The organism is Streptomyces sp. NPDC060366 (assembly GCF_042725135.1).
Taxonomy (GTDB): Bacteria; Actinomycetota; Actinomycetes; order Streptomycetales; family Streptomycetaceae; genus Streptomyces.
This window is the reverse complement of the sequence record NZ_JBHXDC010000004.1, coordinates 77,737-99,125: the sequence shown is the minus strand read 5'-3', so window position 1 is coordinate 99,125 and position 21,389 is coordinate 77,737. Positions and strand designations below refer to the sequence as shown.

At 67.5% G+C, this 21,389-nt stretch carries 18 protein-coding genes; 10 read left to right on the top strand and 8 right to left on the bottom strand.

Features of this window, described 5'->3' with window-relative positions; genetic code table 11:
- Nucleotides 1-43 precede the first annotated feature (43 nt).
- On the bottom strand, nucleotides 44-442 hold the full coding sequence (locus tag ACFWHU_RS13030; protein ID WP_387224905.1) for a hypothetical protein: 399 nt from the start codon (nucleotides 440-442) through the stop codon (nucleotides 44-46).
- Nucleotides 439-3,747 carry a BTAD domain-containing putative transcriptional regulator gene (locus ACFWHU_RS13025; RefSeq protein WP_387224903.1) on the bottom strand — a complete coding sequence of 1,103 codons (3,309 nt, stop codon included), beginning with the start codon at nucleotides 3,745-3,747 and terminating at the stop codon, nucleotides 439-441. Before ACFWHU_RS13025 ends, ACFWHU_RS13030 begins: the two co-directional genes overlap by 4 nt.
- Nucleotides 3,748-3,884: 137 nt before the next feature.
- On the opposite strand from ACFWHU_RS13025, the gene ACFWHU_RS13020 reads away from it, so the two are divergent.
- Both ACFWHU_RS13020 and ACFWHU_RS13015 read left to right on the top strand, forming a co-directional pair.
- Nucleotides 3,885-4,832, top strand: coding sequence for an NAD(P)-dependent oxidoreductase (locus ACFWHU_RS13020; protein WP_387224901.1), 948 nt, complete (start codon nucleotides 3,885-3,887; stop codon nucleotides 4,830-4,832).
- 239 nt (nucleotides 4,833-5,071) lie between these two features.
- Entirely contained in the window at nucleotides 5,072-5,680 is a 609-nt protein-coding gene (locus tag ACFWHU_RS13015; protein ID WP_387225138.1) for a restriction endonuclease, read from the top strand.
- Nucleotides 5,681-5,844: 164 nt separating this feature from the next.
- Here the strand turns inward: ACFWHU_RS13015 and katG are convergent, their stop codons facing one another.
- Entirely contained in the window at nucleotides 5,845-8,085 is a 2,241-nt protein-coding gene (katG, locus tag ACFWHU_RS13010; protein WP_387224899.1) for a catalase/peroxidase HPI, read from the bottom strand.
- Between the two features lie 314 nt (nucleotides 8,086-8,399).
- Between katG and ACFWHU_RS13005 the strand changes: the two genes are divergently transcribed.
- On the top strand, nucleotides 8,400-8,810 hold the full coding sequence (locus ACFWHU_RS13005) for a Fur family transcriptional regulator (protein ID WP_387224898.1): 411 nt from the start codon (nucleotides 8,400-8,402) through the stop codon (nucleotides 8,808-8,810).
- 248 nt (nucleotides 8,811-9,058) lie between these two features.
- Here the strand turns inward: ACFWHU_RS13005 and ACFWHU_RS13000 are convergent, their stop codons facing one another.
- The 3 genes from ACFWHU_RS13000 to ACFWHU_RS12990 form a co-directional block, all read right to left on the bottom strand.
- Nucleotides 9,059-10,681 (bottom strand): hypothetical protein, encoded by a 1,623-nt coding sequence (locus ACFWHU_RS13000; RefSeq protein WP_387224897.1) that lies wholly within the window; start codon nucleotides 10,679-10,681, stop codon nucleotides 9,059-9,061.
- Between the two features lie 528 nt (nucleotides 10,682-11,209).
- Nucleotides 11,210-12,070 (bottom strand): hypothetical protein, encoded by an 861-nt coding sequence (locus ACFWHU_RS12995; protein ID WP_387224896.1) that lies wholly within the window; start codon nucleotides 12,068-12,070, stop codon nucleotides 11,210-11,212.
- Nucleotides 12,071-12,072: 2 nt separating this feature from the next.
- Nucleotides 12,073-13,485 carry an AAA family ATPase gene (locus ACFWHU_RS12990; RefSeq protein WP_387224895.1) on the bottom strand — a complete coding sequence of 471 codons (1,413 nt, stop codon included), beginning with the start codon at nucleotides 13,483-13,485 and terminating at the stop codon, nucleotides 12,073-12,075.
- Between ACFWHU_RS12990 and ACFWHU_RS12985 the strand changes: the two genes are divergently transcribed.
- Both ACFWHU_RS12985 and ACFWHU_RS12980 read left to right on the top strand, forming a co-directional pair.
- Nucleotides 13,469-14,188 carry a GntR family transcriptional regulator gene (locus ACFWHU_RS12985; RefSeq protein WP_387225136.1) on the top strand — a complete coding sequence of 240 codons (720 nt, stop codon included), beginning with the start codon at nucleotides 13,469-13,471 and terminating at the stop codon, nucleotides 14,186-14,188. The two genes, ACFWHU_RS12990 and ACFWHU_RS12985, sit on opposite strands and share 17 nt — an antisense overlap.
- On the top strand, nucleotides 14,185-14,757 hold the full coding sequence (locus tag ACFWHU_RS12980) for an HD domain-containing protein (protein ID WP_387224894.1): 573 nt from the start codon (nucleotides 14,185-14,187) through the stop codon (nucleotides 14,755-14,757). The genes ACFWHU_RS12985 and ACFWHU_RS12980 overlap by 4 nt, the downstream gene beginning before the upstream one ends.
- Here ACFWHU_RS12980 and ACFWHU_RS12975 read toward each other — a convergent pair.
- Both ACFWHU_RS12975 and ACFWHU_RS12970 read right to left on the bottom strand, forming a co-directional pair.
- Complete coding sequence (locus ACFWHU_RS12975) at nucleotides 14,745-15,218, bottom strand: NUDIX hydrolase (protein ID WP_387224893.1); 474 nt, start codon at nucleotides 15,216-15,218, stop codon at nucleotides 14,745-14,747. The genes ACFWHU_RS12980 and ACFWHU_RS12975 overlap by 13 nt on opposite strands.
- Before the next feature lie 3 nt (nucleotides 15,219-15,221).
- Nucleotides 15,222-15,980, bottom strand: coding sequence for a helix-turn-helix domain-containing protein (locus ACFWHU_RS12970; RefSeq protein WP_387224892.1), 759 nt, complete (start codon nucleotides 15,978-15,980; stop codon nucleotides 15,222-15,224).
- 658 nt (nucleotides 15,981-16,638) lie between these two features.
- Between ACFWHU_RS12970 and ACFWHU_RS12965 the strand changes: the two genes are divergently transcribed.
- From ACFWHU_RS12965 to ACFWHU_RS12945, 5 genes are all read left to right on the top strand, one after another.
- Entirely contained in the window at nucleotides 16,639-16,935 is a 297-nt protein-coding gene (locus ACFWHU_RS12965; RefSeq protein WP_387224890.1) for a hypothetical protein, read from the top strand.
- Complete coding sequence (locus ACFWHU_RS12960; RefSeq protein ID WP_387224889.1) at nucleotides 16,932-17,951, top strand: DUF2637 domain-containing protein; 1,020 nt, start codon at nucleotides 16,932-16,934, stop codon at nucleotides 17,949-17,951. Before ACFWHU_RS12965 ends, ACFWHU_RS12960 begins: the two co-directional genes overlap by 4 nt.
- The gene (locus tag ACFWHU_RS12955) at nucleotides 17,948-18,592 is read left to right on the top strand and encodes a GGDEF domain-containing protein (RefSeq protein ID WP_387224888.1); all 645 of its coding nucleotides are present in this window, start codon (nucleotides 17,948-17,950) and stop codon (nucleotides 18,590-18,592) included. Before ACFWHU_RS12960 ends, ACFWHU_RS12955 begins: the two co-directional genes overlap by 4 nt.
- Nucleotides 18,592-18,978, top strand: coding sequence for an RRQRL motif-containing zinc-binding protein (locus ACFWHU_RS12950; protein WP_387224887.1), 387 nt, complete (start codon nucleotides 18,592-18,594; stop codon nucleotides 18,976-18,978). The genes ACFWHU_RS12955 and ACFWHU_RS12950 overlap by 1 nt, the downstream gene beginning before the upstream one ends.
- A 141-nt stretch (nucleotides 18,979-19,119) precedes the next feature.
- Nucleotides 19,120-21,342: a cell division protein FtsK gene (locus ACFWHU_RS12945; protein ID WP_387224886.1), complete on the top strand. Its 2,223-nt coding sequence runs from the start codon at nucleotides 19,120-19,122 to the stop codon at nucleotides 21,340-21,342.
- Nucleotides 21,343-21,389 lie beyond the last annotated feature (47 nt).

Sequence of the window (21,389 nt, the reverse complement as noted above, 5' to 3'; positions counted from 1 at the left end):
AAGCTGCTGCCCTGACCGCCGTCTGCCGATCGCGGTTCGGTACTCAGCGGTCGACCGTCCACGCCGCGTCGGCCGGCGGTCCGCCCGTCGCGAGAATATGGCCGACGATCCGAAGCGCCTCGTCGAGCGGCAAGGTGTCCTCGTCCGGATACTCGTCGCCCTGCCCGTTCGCCAGGACGAATCCGTCGCTCCAGCCCTCCGCCCCGGGGTCCGTGGCATGCTCGCCGGGGTCACCCTCACCGGCGAGGAGCACGACCATCGCGCGTTCGGCATTGGTCACGACGGCGAGCAGCCGACCGGACGACCCGGCCAGCCACGACTCGAACGACCCGCGCGCGATCCGGCGCCTGAGCTCCGCGACTGCCTCGTCGGGAGCCACGGACAACGCCCCGTCCCCACGCTCGTTCCCGTCCATGAACACCCACGACTCGACCACGGTCATGTCCCCGAGCCCAGCGCCCGCGCCCCGTCCATGTCCAGCAGCGCGCCCCGGTCGAACTCCGCCTCGAAGCCCACCTTCCCGAGCGTGTCGCGCCCCACGGCCGATATCCGGTCCACGTCCCGGCGTTCGGCGGGCGGCAGCGGTGCCCCCACGGACTCCCGAGCCGTCGCGGCCGCGCCCAGCAGCATCGCGGACTCGCCGTACCGGCCGGCCACGGCCCGTGCTCCCGCCAACCCCTCCAGCGCCAAGGCCATGGCCCTGGGATCGCCGAGTTCGCGTGCGGTGTCGAAGCCCTCGAGATGCAGGGTGCGGGCGGTCTTCGCGTCGCCGCGCAGTTCGGCGACGAAGCCCAGTTCCGCCAGGGCCAGCGTGCTGCCGGGGCCGTAACCCACCTCGCGGAACCAGGCCAGCAGCCCGCGCATATGGCGCTCGGCCAGGTCGTAGGCGCCCTCCAGACGGGCGCCGAGCCCCAGTCCGATCTCGGCGTCGACCTCTCCGGACCTGAAGTTCTGTTCCCGCGCCAGCTTCAGGGCCCGCTCGTGGTACGTACGGGCCTGTGCGTGGTCGCCCGTGAGGAGTGAGATCCGCCCCAGGCCGGTGAGGCGTTTCGCGGCCTCGGTCCACAGCCCGAGCTGTTCGGCGATGGCCAGCCCCTCGCGGTGGAGGTCGGCGGCGTGCCCGTAGTCGCCGGTGATCTGACTCAGCGTCGCCAGCGGGAACACGGTCTGGAGCCGCCCCCACCGGTCGCCGGTCTCGTCGAACAGCCGCGCGCTCCGCTCGCCGTCGCGCTTGACCGCGTCGAGGTCACCACGGGCCATCGCGTGCCGGGCCCGTACGCTCAGGGCCGCCGCCGTCCCCCAGGTGTCGCCGACGGCGCGGAACGCGTCCAGGGACCGGTTCACCAGGCTCTCCCCGGTGGCCACGTCGCCGGATCCCATCTGCGCGAAGCCCAGGAACCACAGGGCTGTGGCACGGCCGGCGGGGTCGTCCACCGTGTCTGGTCCGTGGGACGCCGGTTCGCCTTCGTACGCCTCCAGCACGTCGCGGATCCTCCGCTCCGCGTCATCGGAGTCGCCCTCCAGCAGGCCGACGCCCGCCCGCCAGGCCATGGCCAGGGCGCGATCGGGGGTGAGTCGCCCGGCGGTGGATCCGATCGCGGATCGGGCGCCGGATCCGTCCGGGGATCCGGTCGCGAGCGCCGAGTCGAGGAACCGCCGGGCCTCGGTCGGCCGGCCGCGCAGCACCCAGTACCAGGCCAGCGCGTTCACCGTACGCAGGGCCCGTTCGTCGGTCCCGGTCCCCTGCCGTACGGCGAAGTCGAGCGCGCTCCGCAGATTGGCCGCCTCCCCGTCCAGCAGCTCCAGCCATCGCCGTTGCTCCGGACCCCGGAGCAACGGCGCCGCACGCAGGGCGAGTTCGGTGTAGTAGCGGCAGTGCCGTTCGCGTACGGCGGTCAACTCGTCCGCCGCTCCCAGTTGTTCGAGGCAGTACTCCTTCACCGACTCCAGCAGCCGGTAACGGGGACCTTCCGGCCGGTCGGACAGCACGACCAGGGACCTGTCCACCAGACGGGCGAGCAGCTCGATCACATCCGCCGGCCGCACGTCGTCCCCCGAGGAGACCGCCTCGGCCGCCTCCAGCGAGCAACTCCCGCTGTGAACCGCCAGTCTGCGCAGTACGACGCGCTCGGGCGCTGTGAGCAGACCCCAGCTCCAGTCGATCACCGCGCGCAGGGTGCGTTGGCGGTCCGGCGCGTTCCGGGGGCCGACGGCCAGCAGTCCGAACCGGTCGTCGAGCCGGGCGACGAGACCGTGAACGCCGATGGTCCGCACCCGCGACGCGGCCAGTTCCAGGGCCAGCGGGATGCCGTCGAGACGGCGGCACAGCTCGGCGACGGCCTCGGAACCGGCCTCGCCGCCCGTGTCACCGCCCGTGCCGGTTCCGGTTCCGGCGCCGACACCCGCGCGTGCCGTGAAGAGCGCGACCGCGCTCGGCAGGGGCAGCGGCGGTACGGCCCACACCTGTTCCCCGCTGATGCCGAGCGATTCCTGACTGGTCGTCAACACCGTGAGACCGGGGGCGTTCAGGAGCAGCGCGGCGGTCAGCTCGGCGACCGGATCCACGATGTGCTCGCAGTTGTCCAGGACGAGCAGCAGCCGTCTGTCGCGCAGCGCGCCGCCCAGCCGACGGGCCGGGGACGACAGCGGCCCGCCCGCACCGCCCCCACCTCCCGCGCTGCCCGCCTCCTGGATGTCGAGGACACGCATGACGGCCTCGGCCACCGCGTTCACCACGTCCGGGTCGGCGCGAGGGCCCGGGGAGCGGTCGAGGGCGGCCAGTTCGACGAGCCACACGCCGTCGGGGTACGCCTCGGCGCCCCGCCGTGCGACCTCCACGGCCAGCCGGGTCTTGCCGACCCCGCCGGGACCGGTGAGAGTGACCAGCCGGGAGGCGGCCAGCAGGTCGCGCACGGCCGAAGTTGCCTCGTCCCTGCCGACGATCTCCGTGATGGGCGTCGGCAGATTCGTACGTACGCCGGGACGGGACTCCGTCAGCGCGAAGTCCTGCCGTAGAACCGCCTGTTGGAGAGAGGCGAGCTCGCGTCCGGGCTCCAGGCCCAGCTCGTCGGAGAGCCGGCGCCGGAGGTCCTCGTAACTCTCCAGCGCCTCGGTCTGGCGCCCCGCGCCGTACAACGCACGCAGGTGTACGGCCCGCAGCCGTTCCCGCAGCGGATGCGCGGCGACCAGGCCGCCGAGTTCGCCGGCCAGTTTCGCGTACTCGCCCAACGCCAGCCGTATCTCGGCCTGTTCCTCCAGAGCCGTCAAACGCGCTTCTTCCAGACGGCTGATCTCCGCGAGGGCGAACGGCTCACCGGCGAAGTCCGCGAACGCCTCGCCCCGCCAGAGCCCCAGCGCCTCGGACAGCAGATCCGCCTTCGTACGGGGTACGGCTTCGGCCCGCGCCCGTTCCAGCAGCGCGGTGAACCGCTCCGCGTCGACGGCACCGGGACCGCTCCGCAGGAGATACCCCGAAACCCCGGCCCCGGAGACCACCAGGTCCCGGCCGCCCGGCTCGGCCCGCTCCAGCGCGCGGCGCAGTTGCGAGACCTTTCCCTGCAACGTGTTACCGGGGTCGTCCGGCAGCGCCGCGCCCCACAGTCCGTCAACGAGCCGACCGACGGAGACGGCACGTCCGGGCGACACCAGCAGATGGGCGAGCAGCGCGCGGACCTTCGCGCCGGGGATCGGAACGGGATCACCGTCAGCCGTCCACACGGCCAGCGGACCGAGCACCCCGAATCGCATACGTCTCACCCTAACGCGGCCACTCACCAGCCCTGTTGGTCCGAGGGCGGCCGACCGACAGCGGACCGACAGCCGATCGACAGCCCCGCTCGGCAGAGTTCTTTCTACCAACACGGCCCACCGAGCAGAGGAATGAAATGACTACTGAGTCCACTCAGACCGCATCGAAGCAGACCACGCCGGAACAGACCACGTCGAAGCAGACCGGGCAGCCGTCCGACCTGCCGTCCGTCGCGGTGATCGGTCTCGGCAACCTGGGCCGCGTCCTGGCCTCGGCCTTCCTCGACCACGGCCACCGCACAACGGTCTGGAACCGCTCACCGGCCAAGGCCGACGACCTGGTCAGCAGAGGCGCGATCCGGGCGGCGACGGCCGCAGAAGCCATCGCGGCGGCGGACCTCGTGATCGTCTGCGTGCTGGACTACGACAAGGCAGCACAGATCCTGACGCCCGCCGCCGACGCGCTCCGGGGCCGTACGCTGATCAACCTCACCTCCGGAACGCCCGAGCCCGCCCGCGAGTTGGCGGCCTGGGCGGTGGAACAGGGCGCCGAGTATCTGGACGGGGCGGTCTACGCGGTACCGCAGACGATCGGTACGCCGGACGCGTTCGTCCTCTGCAGCGGCTCCTCGGCCGTCTTCGAGACGTACCGCGAGCAGCTGGACCTCCTCGGCGCGCCCACCTTCGTCGGTGCCGACCCGGGCCTGGCGTCGCTCTACGACATCTCGCTGCTCAGCGGCATGTACGGGATGTTCGCGGGCTTCTTCCAGTCGGTCGCGGTGGCCGACTCGGCCCGGATCAAGGCCACGGACATCACCGGCCTCCTGGTCCCCTGGCTGAACGCGGCAGCCGCCGCGCTGCCCGGCTTCGCGGCGGAGATCGACTCCGGCGACTACGCCACGGAGACGTCCAACCTCGACATCAACACGGTGGGCCTCGCCAACATGCTGACCGCCACCAAGGCCCAGGGCATCGGGGTGGACCTGCTGGCCCCTCTCCAGACCCTCTTCGAGAGCCAGATCGCGCAGGGCCACGGCGCGCAGAGCCTCTCCCGGGCGATCGAATCACTTCGGGCCGGGCGCTGACGCCCCGTTGGCCGAGAATGGCCTCTTTCGCCCCGCGTGTCCCCCGGCCAGACTCTCCGGGCCGGGGGACACCGGCGTATCGGCCGGAGTTGAGGGATGTATGACGCCGGGGGATGTATGACGCCGGGGGACGTATGACGAGGAAACGCCGGCGCAGGCGCCCGTCGGCCGCGCGCAGACGGTACGAGGTGCGGCGGAACGGCCTGTTGGGCGGCGGCGTCCTGACGCTGCTCGTGCTGATGACCTTCTGGGCCGAGATCTGGCCGTACGTCGTCGGCGCCGCCGTGACCGGTGCGGTGGGCGGCGTGGCCTGGTGGCTGTGGCGTACGGACCGGCTGGTACGCGACCGGGACACGCGGTGGAAGGAGGCGGACGCGATCCGGACCGGCCATCGGTCGCTCGCCGAGGTGGACGCGATGAGCTGGCAGGAGTTCGAGCGGTACGTCGCCGGGCTGTGCCGCCGCGACGGCTGCACGGACGTCGAGGTCAGCGGCCGGTCGGGGGACCTGGGCGCGGACGTGATCGGGACGCTGCCCGACGGCCGGCGACTGGTCGTCCAGTGCAAGCACTACGCCCCGCACCGCTCCGTCCCCAGCGGCGACATGCAGAAGTTCGTCGGCACGGCCTGGCTCCACCACAAGGCGGACGTCGCGGTGTTCGCGGCGACGTGCCCCTTCAGCAAGGCCGCACTCGCACTCGCGGTCCAACACGGCATCCTCGCCGTCCACCGCGACCTGCTGGGCCTGTGGAACACCGGCACCCCACTACCCGATCTGCTCCCCCTGAACGGCACGGGCCAGGGCGACGGCGCCCACCGCAAACGCTGGAAGAACACATACGGCACCTGACGGCGCCGCCGGCGTACGCCCCGTAAAACGCGAGACGGTCAGGTCGGCCCGTGAGTACGGACCGACCTGACCGAAATAGCTGGCTCAGACGTCAGACGTCAGCCGTCAGCCGTCAGCCGTCAGCCGTCAGACGCCGGACGTCAGCCGCTCAGAGACTGAGCCGCTCAGACGAGGTCGAACCGGTCGAGGTTCGAGACCTTCGTCCACGCCGCGACGAAGTCCTTCACGAACTTCTCCTTCGCGTCGTCGCCCGCGTAGACCTCCGCGACCGCGCGCAGCTCGGAGTTCGAACCGAAGACGAGGTCGGCCCGGCTGCCGGTCCACTTCACCTCGCCGGTGGCGGAGTCGCGGCCCTCGAACGTGTTCTCGTCCTCGGACGTCGCCTTCCACGTCGTGCCCAGGTCGAGCAGGTTGACGAAGAAGTCGTTGGTCAGGGCCCCGGGGGTCGCCGTCAGTACGCCCAGCGACGACTGCTGGTAGGTCGCGCCCAGGACACGGAGACCACCGACGAGGACCGTCATCTCGGGAGCGCTCAGGGTCAGCAGGTTCGCCCGGTCGATCAGGAGGTACTCGGCCGGCAGCCGGTGGCCCTTCCCGAGGTAGTTGCGGAATCCGTCGGCGACCGGCTCCAGCGCGGCGAACGACTCCACGTCGGTCTGCTCCTGCGTCGCGTCGGCGCGGCCCGGAGTGAAGGGCACCTCGACGTCGAAGCCGGCGGCCTTGGCGGCCTGCTCGACGGCCGCGGCTCCCGCGAGCACGATCAGGTCGGCGAACGAGATCCGCTTGTCGCCGCCCTTGGTGTCCTGCGCGGAGTTGAAGCTCTCCTGGACGCCTTCGAGCGTACGGAGCACCGTCACGAGCCGGTCGGGGTCGTTGGCCTCCCACCCGCTCTGCGGCTGGAGACGCAGACGCGCGCCGTTGGCACCGCCGCGCTTGTCGCTGCCGCGGAAGGACGAGGCAGACGCCCACGCGGTCGACACGAGCTCGGAGACCGGCACGCCCGCGGCGAGGACCTGCTCCTTCAGGGAGGCGATGTCCTCGGCGTCCACGAGCTGGTGGGCGACCGCGGGCAGCGGGTCCTGCCACACCAGCGTCTCGGCCGGGACCTCCGGGCCGAGGTAGCGCACGACGGGGCCCATGTCACGGTGGGTCAGCTTGAACCACGCGCGGGCGAAGGCGTCCGCGAACTCCGCGGGGTTCTCCAGGAAGCGCCGCGAGATCTGCTCGTACGCCGGGTCGACGCGGAGCGCCAGGTCGGTCGTCAGCATCGTCGGGGCGTGGCTCTTCGACGCGTCGTGGGCGTCGGGGACGGAGCCCGCGCCGCCGTTGTCCTTCGGCCGCCACTGGTTGGCGCCCGCGGGGCTCTGGAACAGCTCCCACTCATAGCCGTAAAGGATCTCCAGGAAGCTGTTGTCCCAGGTGATCGGGGTGTTCGTCCAGATGCCCTCGAGACCGCTGGTGATCGTGTCGCCACCCTTGCCGGTGCCGTGGCTGTTCTTCCAGCCGAAGCCCTGGTCCTCGATCGCGCCGGCCTCCGGGTCGACGCCGACGCTGTCCGCCGGGCCCGCGCCGTGCGTCTTGCCGAAGGTGTGGCCGCCCGCGATGAGCGCGACGGTCTCCTCGTCGTTCATCGCCATCCGGCGGAACGTCTCACGGATGTCGCGGGCCGAGGCGAGCGGGTCCGGGCTGCCGTTCGGGCCTTCCGGATTGACGTAGATGAGGCCCATCTGGACCGCGCCGAGGGGGCTCTCCAGATTCCGGTCACCGCTGTAGCGCTTGTCGTCCAGCCACGTGGTCTCGGGACCCCAGTAGACGTCCTCCTCGGGCTCCCAGACGTCCGCGCGACCGCCGGCGAAGCCGAAGGTCTCGAAGCCCATCGTCTCCAGGGCGACGTTGCCGGCGAGGATCATGAGGTCGGCCCACGACAGGCTCTGGCCGTACTTCTTCTTGACGGGCCAGAGCAGCCGGCGGGCCTTGTCGAGGTTCCCGTTGTCCGGCCAGCTGTTGAGGGGCGCGAAGCGCTGCTGCCCGGCTCCGGCGCCGCCGCGGCCGTCACTGATCCGGTAGGTGCCGGCGCTGTGCCAGGCCATCCGGATGATGAACGGACCGTAGTGACCGAAGTCAGCCGGCCACCAGTCCTGCGAGGTGGTCAGGACTCCCGCGATGTCCTGCTTCACGGCCGGCAGGTCGAGGGACTTGAACGCCTCGGAGTAGTCGAACTCCTCGCCGAGCGGGTTGGCCACGACGGGGTTCTTCGCGAGGATCTTCAGGTTCAGCCGCTCGGGCCACCACTCGCGGTTTCCGCCGCCCTGGGTCGGATGCGGGGCCCGCCCGTGCGCGACCGGGCAGCCACCCGCGTCCTCCGACTTCGCGTCTACGACGATTGCATCATGGTTCTCAGACATTGAAATCCTTCCGGACCAGGCGGATCAAGGTGCTCAGGAGAGGCTGCGGCTGTCGGACGCGGTCAGGCGGGGCCCCCGCCGACCAGGCTTGACGCGGCGTACGGGCTCTGCCGCGTAAGCGAGTGGGGAGCCCACACGGCCCCACACGCGACGTTCCTTGGCTATTCGCCGGAACCGATCCTACGATGGACGGAGTCCAAGTCAAGAAGCGAGCTAAACGTACATCCAGTAATAATCCGGACGCCCGGCGGATGTCCGCCGGTATTTTCGGAATCCATTTTCGGAAGCTCGCGAACGCGAACAGGTGAACCGACATGAGCGACCTGCTGGAGCGACTACGAGGGCGCGGCTGGCGGATGACCTCCCAGCGCCGGGTCGTCGCGCAGGTGCTCGACGGCGACCACGTACATCTCACGGCCGACGAGGTGCACGCGCTCGCGGCGCGGCGGCTGCCCGAGATCTCCCGGGCGACCGTCTACAACACCCTGGGTGAACTGGTCTCCATCGGCGAGGTGATCGAGGTCTCCACCGAGGGCCGCGCCAAACGCTACGACCCCAACGCCCACCACCCGCACCAGCACCTGGTGTGCTCCAACTGCGGCACGATCCGCGACGTCCACCCGACAGGCGACCCCCTGTCCGCCCTCCCGGCGCAGGAACGGTTCGGCTTCACGGTGTCGACGGCGGAGGTCACGTACCGGGGGCTGTGCCCGTCCTGCGGTTAGGGCCTGTCCGTCCGTACGCGGGGAACCGGATACGCGCCGTGCAAGGGTGCCCGGTTTCCGCCCGTAATCCGACCGGAAACCGGTCCGTACGTCCGCGCGCGCCCGTCGCGCGATTTCAACGCGCGAACTGCTCGTGAACTGCTCTGTGCAACGTCGAAGGCCCCCGCTGCCCGCAGCGGGGGCCTTCGGCCGTTACCTGAGATCCGATCGCGGGAATCGGACGGTGATGGCCTCCTTGGCGGGGTGACTCAGTCGGTCACCGTGATGAGCAACGGTCCCCCGGGTGGGGTCGTGCTGTTGCCGCCGGGGTAGCCGTACGGCGCGCGCAGTCCCGCGACGTCGGTCACGGTGAAGCCGACCGTGTAGACACCCGGCTCAAGTCCCTCGCTCAGAGGTACGGACAGTACGAGTGGGCCCTCGGTCACTGGGCTCAGACCACCGGAACGGCCGTCGACCGAGGCTCCGTCGGCGTCGTAGACGGTGAGGCTGAACTGGGTGACGCCTACGAAGGACGACACATCGAGGGTGAGTCTGGCGGAGTCCGGCAGAGAGCCGGCGGAGAAGGTCGTCCTGTCGAGTGAGGCCGCGTTCACCACCGGCGGGGTGTTGTGCGGAATCTGCGTCGCTACCAGACTCAGGGCCGGTCCCTGGAAGGCCGAACCGTAAGCGGCCGAGTTACCCGCACCGTCGGTGAGACCGATCCCCGTAACCGTGCACTTCCTGGTGTAGATCGGCCCCGCAGTGATCTGCACCGAGATCGTCCCGTCGGGCGCGATCGCCGGGTTCTCGGTGACCGAGCCCCCGCACTCTTCCGACAGCACCGTCACGGACCGGATGCCGTCCCGGACGCCGGACGGCTTCAGCTTGACGGTCAAACGGGCGGGGAGGTTCCAGTTGTTGAACTGCTCCGGGCTGATAACGAATTCCGAAGCCCGCAGCGTCTCGTTCCGGGTCACGTGCACGCTCACGGGCTCCTGCGACAGGTCCCTGATCACGCTGACGTTCCCCGCGGCGTCGGTGAGCCTGAGCCGCGACGCCGACCAGTCCCCGGCGGGTGCCCCGGCCGGAATGGTGACATCGACCGTGCAGAACACGTCGTGGTTGTCGTACGCCTCGTACTCACCGCACTTCGACGAGCCGTCGTCCCCCGGCACCAGCCGCATCGATCCGCTGACCGCGGCACCCTGCGGGCCGCTGAGGAGGAGCTGTCCGCGGAGGAAGCCGGACTCGGCATCACTGATGAACACCCGGTAGCGCGCGGTGACGGACTCATCGGCGTTGTAGAGGTACTCGGGCTGGTCGAGCACGAACCCGAAGCTGTCGTGCGTCGGTCCGGTCGAGTCGACGAGGTGCGTCGCGGTGTACTCCGTGTCGAAATCCGCCAGTCTCTGGCGCCCCACCGTGGCCTTGCCGCCCTGGTCGTCCCTCGCGGTGACCTTCACGACGGCCCAACGCGCCGTGGACCCGGCCGCGTACTGCGGTACGGGAAAGTCGTAGCTGTAGTCGGCGGATGCCATCGTGCCGGCGACGGGATTCGCCTGGTAGGGCCAACGCGGCTGGAACGAGAACGTCAGATCGTGCGGCGCCCCGATCAGACCTCCGTCGTCACCGACCTGCTGAACCGTGATCGCCCCGAACATGTCGGTCGCCGCGGCGTTGCCGTCCGTCATGGTCCAGTCGACGGTCACCGTGGCGCTGCCGGACGTGGCGTCCACCGTGTCCTGCTCGACGGCGAGCGCCGTCAAGGCGATCCCGGCCTGCCGCCGCTCCTCGGCCTGCGCCGGCGCCCCCACCAGCGTGCCGACGAGCAGCCCTCCCACAGCGGCTGCCAGAACCTTCAACGCCCAAGGTCTCTTCTTGACCAGCTCCACGAATACCCCTCCCTCAGAACCCACCGCACGGCGGGCCGGGCGATGGTAACAACGCCAACTTCCCTGCTCCAGCAGGTTTTTCCCGCCCCGCCAAGGACGGTGGAGCGACAAGCGCAAGTCGGTCACGGGGTGGGGCCGCAGCCGCGCCCGGGAGACGCACTCGCGGACGCGCATGACTGGGCCGGCGGCTACGGAGGCTCGCGCGGTAAGCCGGGAGTTGTCCGAAGCGGAACGGACAACGTCGAAGGCCCGCCATCGCTAGCGACGGCGGGCCTTCGACTATTGCCCGGTGAGAGCAATGGCGGAGGATACGAGATTCGAACTCGTGAGGGGTTGCCCCCAACACGCTTTCCAACTCTGCATGGCCGCGTTCATCCTGGTTCGTGTGGGTCCACTCACCAGGTCACGGGCAGGCCTGCCAGGATGATGAACGACCGCGTACGGCTGCGAACGAGACTGCGGATGAGACTGCGGTCCGCGGGTGCCTACCGATTTCTTTGGATCTTGCGAGTCTTCGTCCCTGTGATGTCACTCGCATGTAAAAACCTCCGAACTTATGCAATTTAGGGCTGACGGCAGGGCGGTATGCAAGGTGGTGGAAAAAAGCTCCTTACAGGAAAATGCAGCTCGCATTGCTCTTTCGAGGGACGTTCGATTGATGCGGCCTCGCCATTTCGATGTCATCAAATATGCGAGTGCGCCATTTAGGTCATGGCCGCAGCAGTAGGCGGGCTTATCGTCAACTTCCGCCATGGCATCTGTGGCGATGTCTACGATTGAGGCTACGTCGGAAATGCCGACACGTGGCTTCTTCGACCGCTCAATAGCCGAGAGTACCGTGCGTTCTATATCGACGCCTCGGGCGCCGGCAAGGGCTACTTCTCTAAAAGGGGTATCGGAAAACCTGATACCCCACCCACCCTCGAAATTTAGTTTCCGCAGGATGCCAATAGGAAATGCTAGCTCCGTGACTGGCTCCAGGGGGGAATCCCAACTTCCCAAACCGATAAACTTCCGGACTTCTTCTCGATCGCAAAATGCCCCAACGACCCTTCGGCAAACGTCACCTGAGTAGAACACGGTGGCATCGATATCGTAAAAATCAGTCTTGACGGCTAGTGACGAGACGGGGAGGCGGTCTTTCTCCCAATCGCGGTCGATCAGTGCTGCAATATCTCTGAGATTGCGCTGCTCGGCGATTAGCATTGCCTCAAGTACCGAGTTTTTTCCGTATCCCGGTATTGTTTCACATGTGTAGTCGTTAATGTGTGGATCAAGTACCGCACAGTCCGAATCGCCCTCGCACACGATGTATTTTTTAGGGCTCGGTGCGGTCTGGAGTAGCATGATGTACGAAAAGAGGTCATTTCCGTCAAGGTCATTCCGCATCGTCACCTCCAGAGCTTTTCGTCCGCGTAGCCTGGCTCCAGGCCAATAGTTTGAGACCAATACTTGCCGATAATCTGAGGTGAATGTGTTGCTACGATGAAACGGGACGAGTTGATGGCGGCGATGCGTACGATATCGTTTAGGAATTCTTTTTGCCAAGTGACATGTAGAGAGATCTCCGGCTCGTCGATCAGGACAAGACTGCTCTCCCCTGCATTGAAGAGTAGGTCATAGGTAAGGACGAGTTCATGCTGCTCTCCCGATGACAGTTGGCTGGCCTTAATTTCCTTCCCGGTCGAGGTCACGACCTTGAACCCATCGCGGTCCAGGATCAGCTCCTTATACAGGAACCTGGAGTTTACGATTTCCCGCAACAAGGCCACCCGGTCAAGCAGGTACTGGAATGTATCGAGCTTGTCTTCTGTGTCGTTGAGATACGTCCAGAGGACTCTTTTTTCCCAGGGTTCAAGGGCTCGGTCAGGGAGGGGCAGTTCGCCGGATGCGTCTAGTACTGAGATCTGCGTCAAGCGGCGGCGAATCTCACTTTGCTGGGAGTAGCGAGATCGAATGGATTCCTCTGTGATCTCGGGAGCCAGTCCTGTTTCGGATAGGAGCCTGCGAGGGAATGACCTATCCAGGCCCTGCGAGACGCGAGAATTCTGGGCAAGTGCGTCTCCCAGCTTGCGCGAAAAATCCTTACTAAATTCAAGTACGGTCGATTGGCTCTTCTCTTCCTTGCCGTACCTGGAGTTGGCTGTGGCCAGGCTGATGAGTCGCTGTGTCTCGATGAGATGCACGGTGATCGACTTGAGTAGCTCCGAAATTTCCTCTGGGGCGTCATCCACCCTGATTCCGAGAGCGCGAGATGGTAGATAGTGTTTGTACTTACCAAGAAGCTCCCGGGTGGTTAGAATTTCGCCGTCTGCAATATCGCGCCACCGTCCGGCTGCCATTCTTCTTACTGGAATGTCAGACTTTTCGAGGAAGCGAGCCAATGCTGGGATGTTCGATTCCACTGAACTCTCTGCCGGTTGCCACGGGATCTCACCCCTACCTGGCTGGAGTAGGCGCATTTGGAATGATGCCCCGCTGGCTTCTTCCTCTGATAGGCCGGGAAGGGCTTCTTGGCCCAAACGTTCAACGAAAAGAATGCAGCCATCGCTAAAAGTGAAAACTGCACTACGGAAGGGGATTTCGGAAATTGCGTATACGTCAAGGGCGAATGTCGCCTCGATAAGTTCCAGTAGCTTAGTCTTTCCGATTCCATTCGGGCCATGCAGAATAACAAAATCGAGCTCAATTGGGAACTCTACTTTATGATCGAAACGTCCCAGTAGCTGACTGACCTCCACGCTAATTAGCTTGAGATCTGTGCTCTCCGACTCTTCTTCAATAGTCATGGCTCCGTCTTTCATGGTCCAGAGTGAGTGCAGAATGGTTGTAATCTATCGGCTGCTACCTCCCGGCGTCTCGGGTTTGGTACCTGCCCAGGAACTGAGCGGGACGCGCGTGGACTGGTTGGTGTGTCCCCCCCCGCTCTGGCGAACGCGTGCTGGGGGACTACGCGCCGCAGGGGCCAGGAGCTTCATAGCGGACTGGGTGAAGCTCGTGGCAGGCTTGATGGAACGATGGCTAAGAGAGGGGCAACGGGTGCCGCAGCAGGCCAGCCCGCGGGGGACCTTCCTGAAGATCGCGGATGCTCTCCGGGGGCAGATCGAAGCCGATGAGGACATGTCTGAACTCCCCTCCCTCCGCACGTTGATGCGCGACTACGCGGTATCTCGTGGCGTGGCACTGCGAGCCTTCGCAGTCCTGCAACGGGAGGGGGTTGCTGAACCGGTCCCGGGGGGGCGGTGGCGAGTAGTCAGGTCAGGTTCAGGAGAGGATCGTCGGCCGTTGGTTGAGCGCTTGGAGGACGTCATCACGGATGACAATCTCGCGGTGGGGGCAAGCTTCCCTAGTACCACAGAGCTCAGCGCTCGGTTCGGTGTCTCGCGGCCCACTGTGACCAAGGCTCTCGACAAGCTGGAATCCGCCGGCCTGCTCTCCGAAGCCCGACAAGGTAAGCAGCGCACCGTGCGGGCGCTGCCGAAGCGAACGGAGTCTCTGGAATCTTGACGACCACGGGATTGACCGAGTGGGCCTACCCTCTCGCGGAGAATCTGCTTGCCGAGCCGTTGCCGCGTCGGTGGGCGCATTGCCAGGGTGTGGCCGAACGGGCTCGGACCCTAGCCCTCATCCTCGGAGACGATGCCGACCTGCTGGAGGCCGCAGCCGTTCTGCATGACATCGGGTACGCGCCGGACCTGGCTAAGACCGGTTTTCACCCGCTGGACGGTGCTCGGTACCTCCGGGACGTCGCGCATGCGGACGAGCGCATCGTGCGCCTCGTCGCTCACCACTCCTGCGCGTGGATGGAAGCCGAGGCGCGTGGGATGCGCGAAGAGCTGGAAGCCGAGTTCCCGCGTGAGCACCCTGACCTTGCCGACGCGCTCTGTTACTGCGACATGAACACGACTCCAGACGGCACGTCGACCAACCCAGTGGACCGGGTGAACGAGATCACCGGCCGGTACGGGCCCGACAGCCTCATCGGTACGTTCATCCGTCGCGCGGAACCGGAGATCCTCGCCTGCACTGCGCGGGTCGTGCTGCGGCTCGCAGAGGTCAAGCGTCAGCCGATGTAGGGCGCCGGTCGCGCCTTGTCCGTGGCGTGCTCGATACGTAGCCGCATGGTCGGGTGGATGTCGTACGTGGACAGGTCCGTTGGGGGAACCCAGCGGACCTGAGTTGTTTCGTCGCTCGTTCGGACGTCACCACCGACGGGGCGAGCGCGGAAGCAGATGCTGAACTGCTGCCGTGCCTCTCCGTCGTCGTAGAGCATCACGTGCCCGGGGTCGGTGTAGATCCCTGAGATGCCTATGACTTCGGCCTTGATGCCGGTCTCTTCCCAGACCTCGCGCACCACGGTGTCACTGATGGACTCGCCGACGTCATGTCCGCCACCGGGGAGTGCCCAACGGCCATTGTCCGAACGCTGGATGAGCAGGACTGCGCCTTCATGGTTCTGCACGAACGCTACGACGGAAGGAACCACCGAGTTGGCCGGCGGGGCGTCCGGGTCGTGGAGGTAGTCAATGCGTCCCATGTTTCAGGCTCCCACCATGTCGTCGTCGGTGACCGGGCGTGCGCTACCCCAGGTCTGTTCGATGCTACGGGCGTAGGTGTCGAAGAGGCCGCCGCCAGGCAGTCGGCGCAGGTGCAGGACGGGGGCCATGTAGGCGCCGATTCCGTAGACGTGCGTGTTCACGAGCATCTCGTCGTCGGATCGGAAGAGTGAGTTGTAGAGCGTGGCGTCATGGAGCCGGAAGTCGATATCTGGGTGGCTCGTGAGGAGCGGCTGGTAGTTCACCAGGGCATTGCGGATTTTGCCGTCCATGATGCGGTGCCCCTCGTCTATGCCGCGCTGCCGCACAGCGTCGCAGCCGGGGTCTCCCAGCATGATCCGCACCTGCGCGTTGCCCTCAACCTTGGCTTTCAGCAGGCCGTGGAAGAGGGGGTCCTCCGAGAGCCAGAGTCCGGAATAGACCAGCACATCAATGTGGCTGCGGGCCCGTGCGTACAGCTCTCGCCATAGTCCGTTCGGGACCATGTGGCGGTGCGGGTAGACCGTGACGATCTCCGCCTTGCTCAGGTCAGTAGCGCTGTCGACAGCCCTGCCGTCGTCCCACAACGTCGTGACGTCCACAGCGAGCACAGAGGCCGTCGCGTACTGGTGCCGCCGGTACGGAACTTTCCCCTGTGTGATCCAGCGCTCCACCGTCTTGGCGTTCACGTCGATGGCTTCGGCCAGGTCGCGGACGGTCATGCCCTGAGCGAGCAGGGCGGAACGTAAGCGCTCGTTGGTCATCTCTACCCCCGGTGGGACGTCTTGGGACTTCTCGACGGTAGCCAGATCGACCCAAGGTGTCTACGGGAGGGGTAACCAACGCCCGTGGCCTGCACTGATGCTGAGGGTGCGCCAAGAAGTTCCGGAGCAAAGCCCAGAGGTTCCGCCGATGAGCTTGACGGCAATCAATGCAGTACCTGTAATAGAGGTACTGCATCACCTCGCGAGGTGATCGCAGTGAACGGTTCCACCTGCGCCCGGAGAGCCCCGTGAAACGGGTTCGAAGGAAGCGCTCGTTCCTTGAGAACTGAACAGCGTGCCAAGAACGAATGACGGGGTGGAAGTCCTCGTCCCCGCGGTGACCGGGTGATGTCACCCGGCGACACCGACCTTCTGTGCAACGGCTCTGGAGAACACCTGAGAGCACCTGGGTGCCACCCGTATGCACGCCGCCCTGCTGGCGTCAGAGCAGCGACGATGACGCACCCGATTTCCCGGGCTCGGGACCTGCTGGCCGTGGCATCGGCCGACAGGTGAAGCCCTGTGGCCCTCCGCTCGGAGGCTGATCGCTTCGCTGATCATCGCCACCGTCTGATCCCGCTGTACCCGGGGTGGTCGCCTCTCGCCAAAAGACCGCGACCGCCCCGGTTCCCGATCCCTTCGTAGTCCTGGAGTTCTCATGCGCATGTACATCGGCGGCCACCAGGTCGTCTCGGACATCGACTTTGTAGAACTGGCCCTCGGTACCCCGCTGGATCTCTGGCTGGGTGTGGAGGGTGAGAGCGAGATGGAGCGGGCGGCCCGTCTGGACGCGGCCCGCGGCATCCTCGCCGACAACCCTGACTTCCCCGACCGCGTGAGCCAGGTCGCCGCCGAGGCGATCGAGGCTCACGCCCCGGAGCTCTTCAACGTCGCTCTCCTCCCCACCCGCCGGGCGGCCGGCCGTCGTCAGTACCGGGGCGGTGCGGCGGCATGACGACCACAACGCACAGTGTGGATCGGCCGGCGGTTCCGCCGCTGACCCGTCCGGAACTGGGATTGGCCGGTGTCGGTGCGCTCGCCGCGGCCGGTGTCGGTGCGCTGGGGCTGATCTCCTCGTTCGACGCGGTCTCGGCTGCGGCGGCCCGGTGGGGGTTCAGCGAAGCGTGGATGGTCCCGGTCGGCATGGACGTGTCCATCCCCGTGTTCTCCGTGGCGAACCTGCTGCTGATCCGGATGGACATGGCGCTGGCCTGGGTCCGGTTCGTTCCCTGGATCCTGACCCTGGTGACCTGCGGACTGAACATCTCCGCCGGATACGGCCTGTGGGCCAAGGTGGCGCACGGGACGATGCCGCTGCTGTGGGTGGTGTTCTCCGAGATCGGCGCCCACGTCTACGCCTCTCGTATCGGCGCGGTGACCGGCCGACGGATGGACAAGATCCGTGCTTCACGGTGGCTGCTCGCCTTCCCCTCCACCTTTGCACTGTGGCGCCGGATGACGCTGTGGGAGGTCACCTCCTACGCCGATGCGCTGGCCCGCGAGCGGGAACGCCTGCTCGCCCGTGCCGAGCTGCGTGAGCGGCACGGCCGCCGGTGGCGCTCGCAGACACCCCGCAGGGAACGCGTGCTGCTCAAGCTCGGGGAGCTCAACCCCGCCACCGAGCAGGACCCGCCCGCCACGGTTGACTCAGCACCGGCCCCGGAGCCGGAAGGCAACCAGGAACCGAAGCCGAAGCCGCCTACGAAGCCTGCTCGCCGCAGCGTCAAGCCGAAACCGAAGCCGAGGCGGACCCCGGACGAGATCCTGGCAGAGGCCCGGGAGGTCACCGAGGCGTGGCCGGACGCAGCACTGACCGCGGACGGGATCCGTATGGCGGTGCGCGTCTCTGCGGCAACCGCCCGCAGCCTGCGCGACACCCTGAAGGCCGAGCGCGCCGCTCTCCCGCTGCACTCCGTGGACATCGAGCAGGACAACGACGGTGACGACACGGATGGGGCGGTGGCGGCATGAACACCCTGTTATCCGCCCTCGTCGCGGCCGGGCCGATTGCGGCTGGATGGTCGGTTCACTCGCTGTGGCTGCGCCGCTCCCTGCGTAGCGCTCGTAGGGACCCGCTCACCGGGCTGCACACACGGGACGGCTTCACCCGCCGAGCCGCCGTCCTGCTCAAGAATCCGCGGGCGGTGGTGGTCCTCGCGGACGTCGACCGCTTCAAGCAGATCAACGACAACTACGGCCACGCAGCAGGGGATGCCCTGCTGCGGGCAACCGCGGACCGGCTGGGCCACTACGTCGGCCGGGCCGGTGTCGCCGGACGGCTCGGGGGCGATGAGTTCGCCGCCGTCGTCATCGACGACCACGGCACCGTCTCCGACCTCTTGGCAGTCCTGCACGGCGTGCTCGCCCGCCCTGCGGACGGCATGGACGCGGCGGTGCACACCACGGTGTCGCTCGGCTGGGTCCGTGCCGTGGACCACCCCGGTGAGGACCTCTCCGGTCTGTTGCGTCGTGCGGATGAGGCGATGTACGCGGCCAAGCAGGGACGGGCCGGGGTGCGTCGGGCAGGGCTCGGCAGGCTGCTCGCCACGTGGTCCGGCCGTCGTGCCGGCCGACGCGGCACCGCGCTTGCAGGACCGCGGGACGCAGCCTGATGTCCCCCGCGTTCGGCAAGTGCTACGACCCGACCGGGGCGATGCACGGCATACCGACGTTTCCGTGGAAGTACGCCCCCGACGGCTACGCCACCCGCCGCCAGCTCCGTGCCCGCGGGCTGCGGCCCGGCGGGCAGGAGGTGGCCGCGCAGATCATGCGCCGCTCGCGCCGCCGCAAAGCCGGTGTGGCCGTCGCCTACCTCTACCGCATCGACCGGGCCAAGCCCGTACGTCCCATGACCCCGGGCCGCATCGCGGCGCTCGCCAAAGCGATGCTCGCCCGCCGCACCTGCCCGCAGTGCCAGCAGGACGCCGGGTACTGCATCCCCACCTCGCTCGGCATGTGCCCCTCCTGCGCCTACCTCGACGAACAGCGCGCCGCCTGAAATCCACAAAAGATCACGCTCACAGAACTGTGAGCGTTGAGCCCCCTCACGGACGCGATCCTCGAACCACGGGCCCGACCGCTCACCTCTCACAGCGTCGGCCGGGCCCGTGTCCACTCCCTTGTCCAGGAAGGACAGTCAGTGAATCACGACGACGAAAGCGAACTCTTCAACCGACTCGAAGCCGACATGAACACCCCCACCGCACCCGACTCGGTCGGGGAAGTAGTCGACCTCGACAAGGCTCGGTCGGCCCGGACCGAGTCGGCCGACCCGCACGCCGACCGGTCGCCCGACTCGGATCCCACCGGGTCGGGTAACGGGTCGGGCGACCCGGACGAGCCGATGATGGTCGACGGCCCGGCCGAAGCCGGGCCCGGATTCATGGGCCGGATCATCGGGGCCAAGCGCCGGGCGATCGTCCCCGCCTGGCTCCGGTCGACGGCCGAGCTGCGGACCGCGACCCGGTGGGCCGCAGGCCACTACGGCCACCTGGCCGGGTACCACGCACTGCGCTCCCCGTACTACGCCGCCCGCCTCACCTTCCAAGCCCCGGTCGGGGCGGCGAAGTTCGTGGGCGGGACGATGCGGTGGGTGGCCGACCGGGAGGGCGAGCCGGTCCGGCTCGCGTCCGTCCGGCGCGAGGACGCAGCCGAGTACCTCAAGCTCTCTCGCCAGCGTGACGGCCGGGTCCGGCTCCGCACCCTCGTTGCGGTGCTGGGCATGTTCGTCGGGCTCGGTGTCGCGCTCGCCATCTACGTCCTTGCCCCCGGCTGGCTCCAAGTCCTCTCTGTCGGGGCTCTGCTGCTGGCCCTCGGGTCGGCCGGCACTCAGGCCGACGCACCGGTCATCACCCGCGCCGTGGAGATGACCAAGGCACCCAAGCTCACCAGTGACATCGTGCTGCGAGCTCTCGGGGCTCTCGGGATCACCGCGATCAACCAGGTGCAGAGCAAGGGCCGGGACGGGTTCACCTTCACCGCCCCCATCACCCGCGACGGCCCCGGCTGGCGTGCGGAGGGAGACCTCCCCTACGGCGTCACGGTCACCGACGTCATCGAGCGCCGCGACAAGCTGGCCTCCGGGCTGCGTCGCCCGCTCGGGTGCGTGTGGCCCGAAGCTATCCCGGACGAACACACCGGCCGACTCGTGCTCTGGGTCGGGGATCAGGACATGTCCACAGCCACGAAGCCCGCATGGCCCCTGATCAAGGGCGGATCCGTCGACCTGTTCAAGCCGGTCTCCTTCGGCACGGACCAGCGCGGCCGATGGGTCGAGATCACCCTGATGTACATCGCCGGGGTCATCGGGGCGATCCCCCGCATGGGCAAGACGTTCCTGCTCCGCCTGCTCCTGCTCATCGCAGCACTCGACAACCGGGCCGAGCTGCACACCTACGACCTCAAGGGCACCGGCGACCTGGATCCGGTGGGCGAGCGGGTCTCGCACCGCCACCGGGCCGGAGACGACGACGAGGACATCGAATACGCCCTGGCCGACCTGCGGGAACTGCGCACCGAGCTACGGCGTCGGGCCAAGATGATCCGGTCCTTGCCACGGGATATCTGCCCGGAGTCGAAGGTGACGTCCGAGCTGGCGAACAAGCCCAAGCTCGGGCTGCACCCGATCGTCATCGGGGTGGATGAGTGCCAGGTCTGGTTCGAGCACCCCAAGCACGGCGGGGAGTTCGAAGAGATCTGCACCGACCTGGTCAAGCGCGGCCCCGCCACTGGCATCGTGCTCCTGCTCGCCACACAGCGCCCGGACGCAAAGGCCCTGCCCACCGGCATCAGCGCGAACGCGTCGGCCCGATGGTGCCTGAAGGTCATGGGCCAGCTGGAGAACGACATGGTCCTCGGCACCAGCAGCTACAAGCGGGGGATCAGGGCCACGATGTTCAGCTGGAAGGACAAGGGAATCCACTACTTCGTCGGTGAAGGCTCCGACGCCCGGATCGTCTCCTCCGTCTACGTCGACGCCCCCACCGCCGAGGTGATCGGGCTGCGGGCCCGCCGCCTGCGCGAAGCAGCCGGAACCCTCACCGGCCACGCCGCCGGAGAGGTCTTCGAGGACCGGGAGTCGTCCGGCTTCGATCTCCTCGCGGACATCCTCGCGGTCGTGCCGGCCGAAGAGCCGAAGCTGTGGTCCGAAGTCGTCGTGGCACGCCTGGCCGAACTCCGGCCGGACGTCTACGGCGGGTGGGAGCCCGAGCAGCTGGCCGCAGCCCTCAAGCCGCACGGCGTCAGCACCAGCCAGGTCTGGGGCAAGACCGAAGCCGGGAAAGGCGCCAACCGGCGCGGCATCGAACGCTCCCACATCCTCACATCGATTGCTGAGCGTGACGGAAACCGAGACGCGGGCTAACCCGGTTCGCCGCTAGACCTAGCAGCACACCCCGCTAGGTCTAGCGG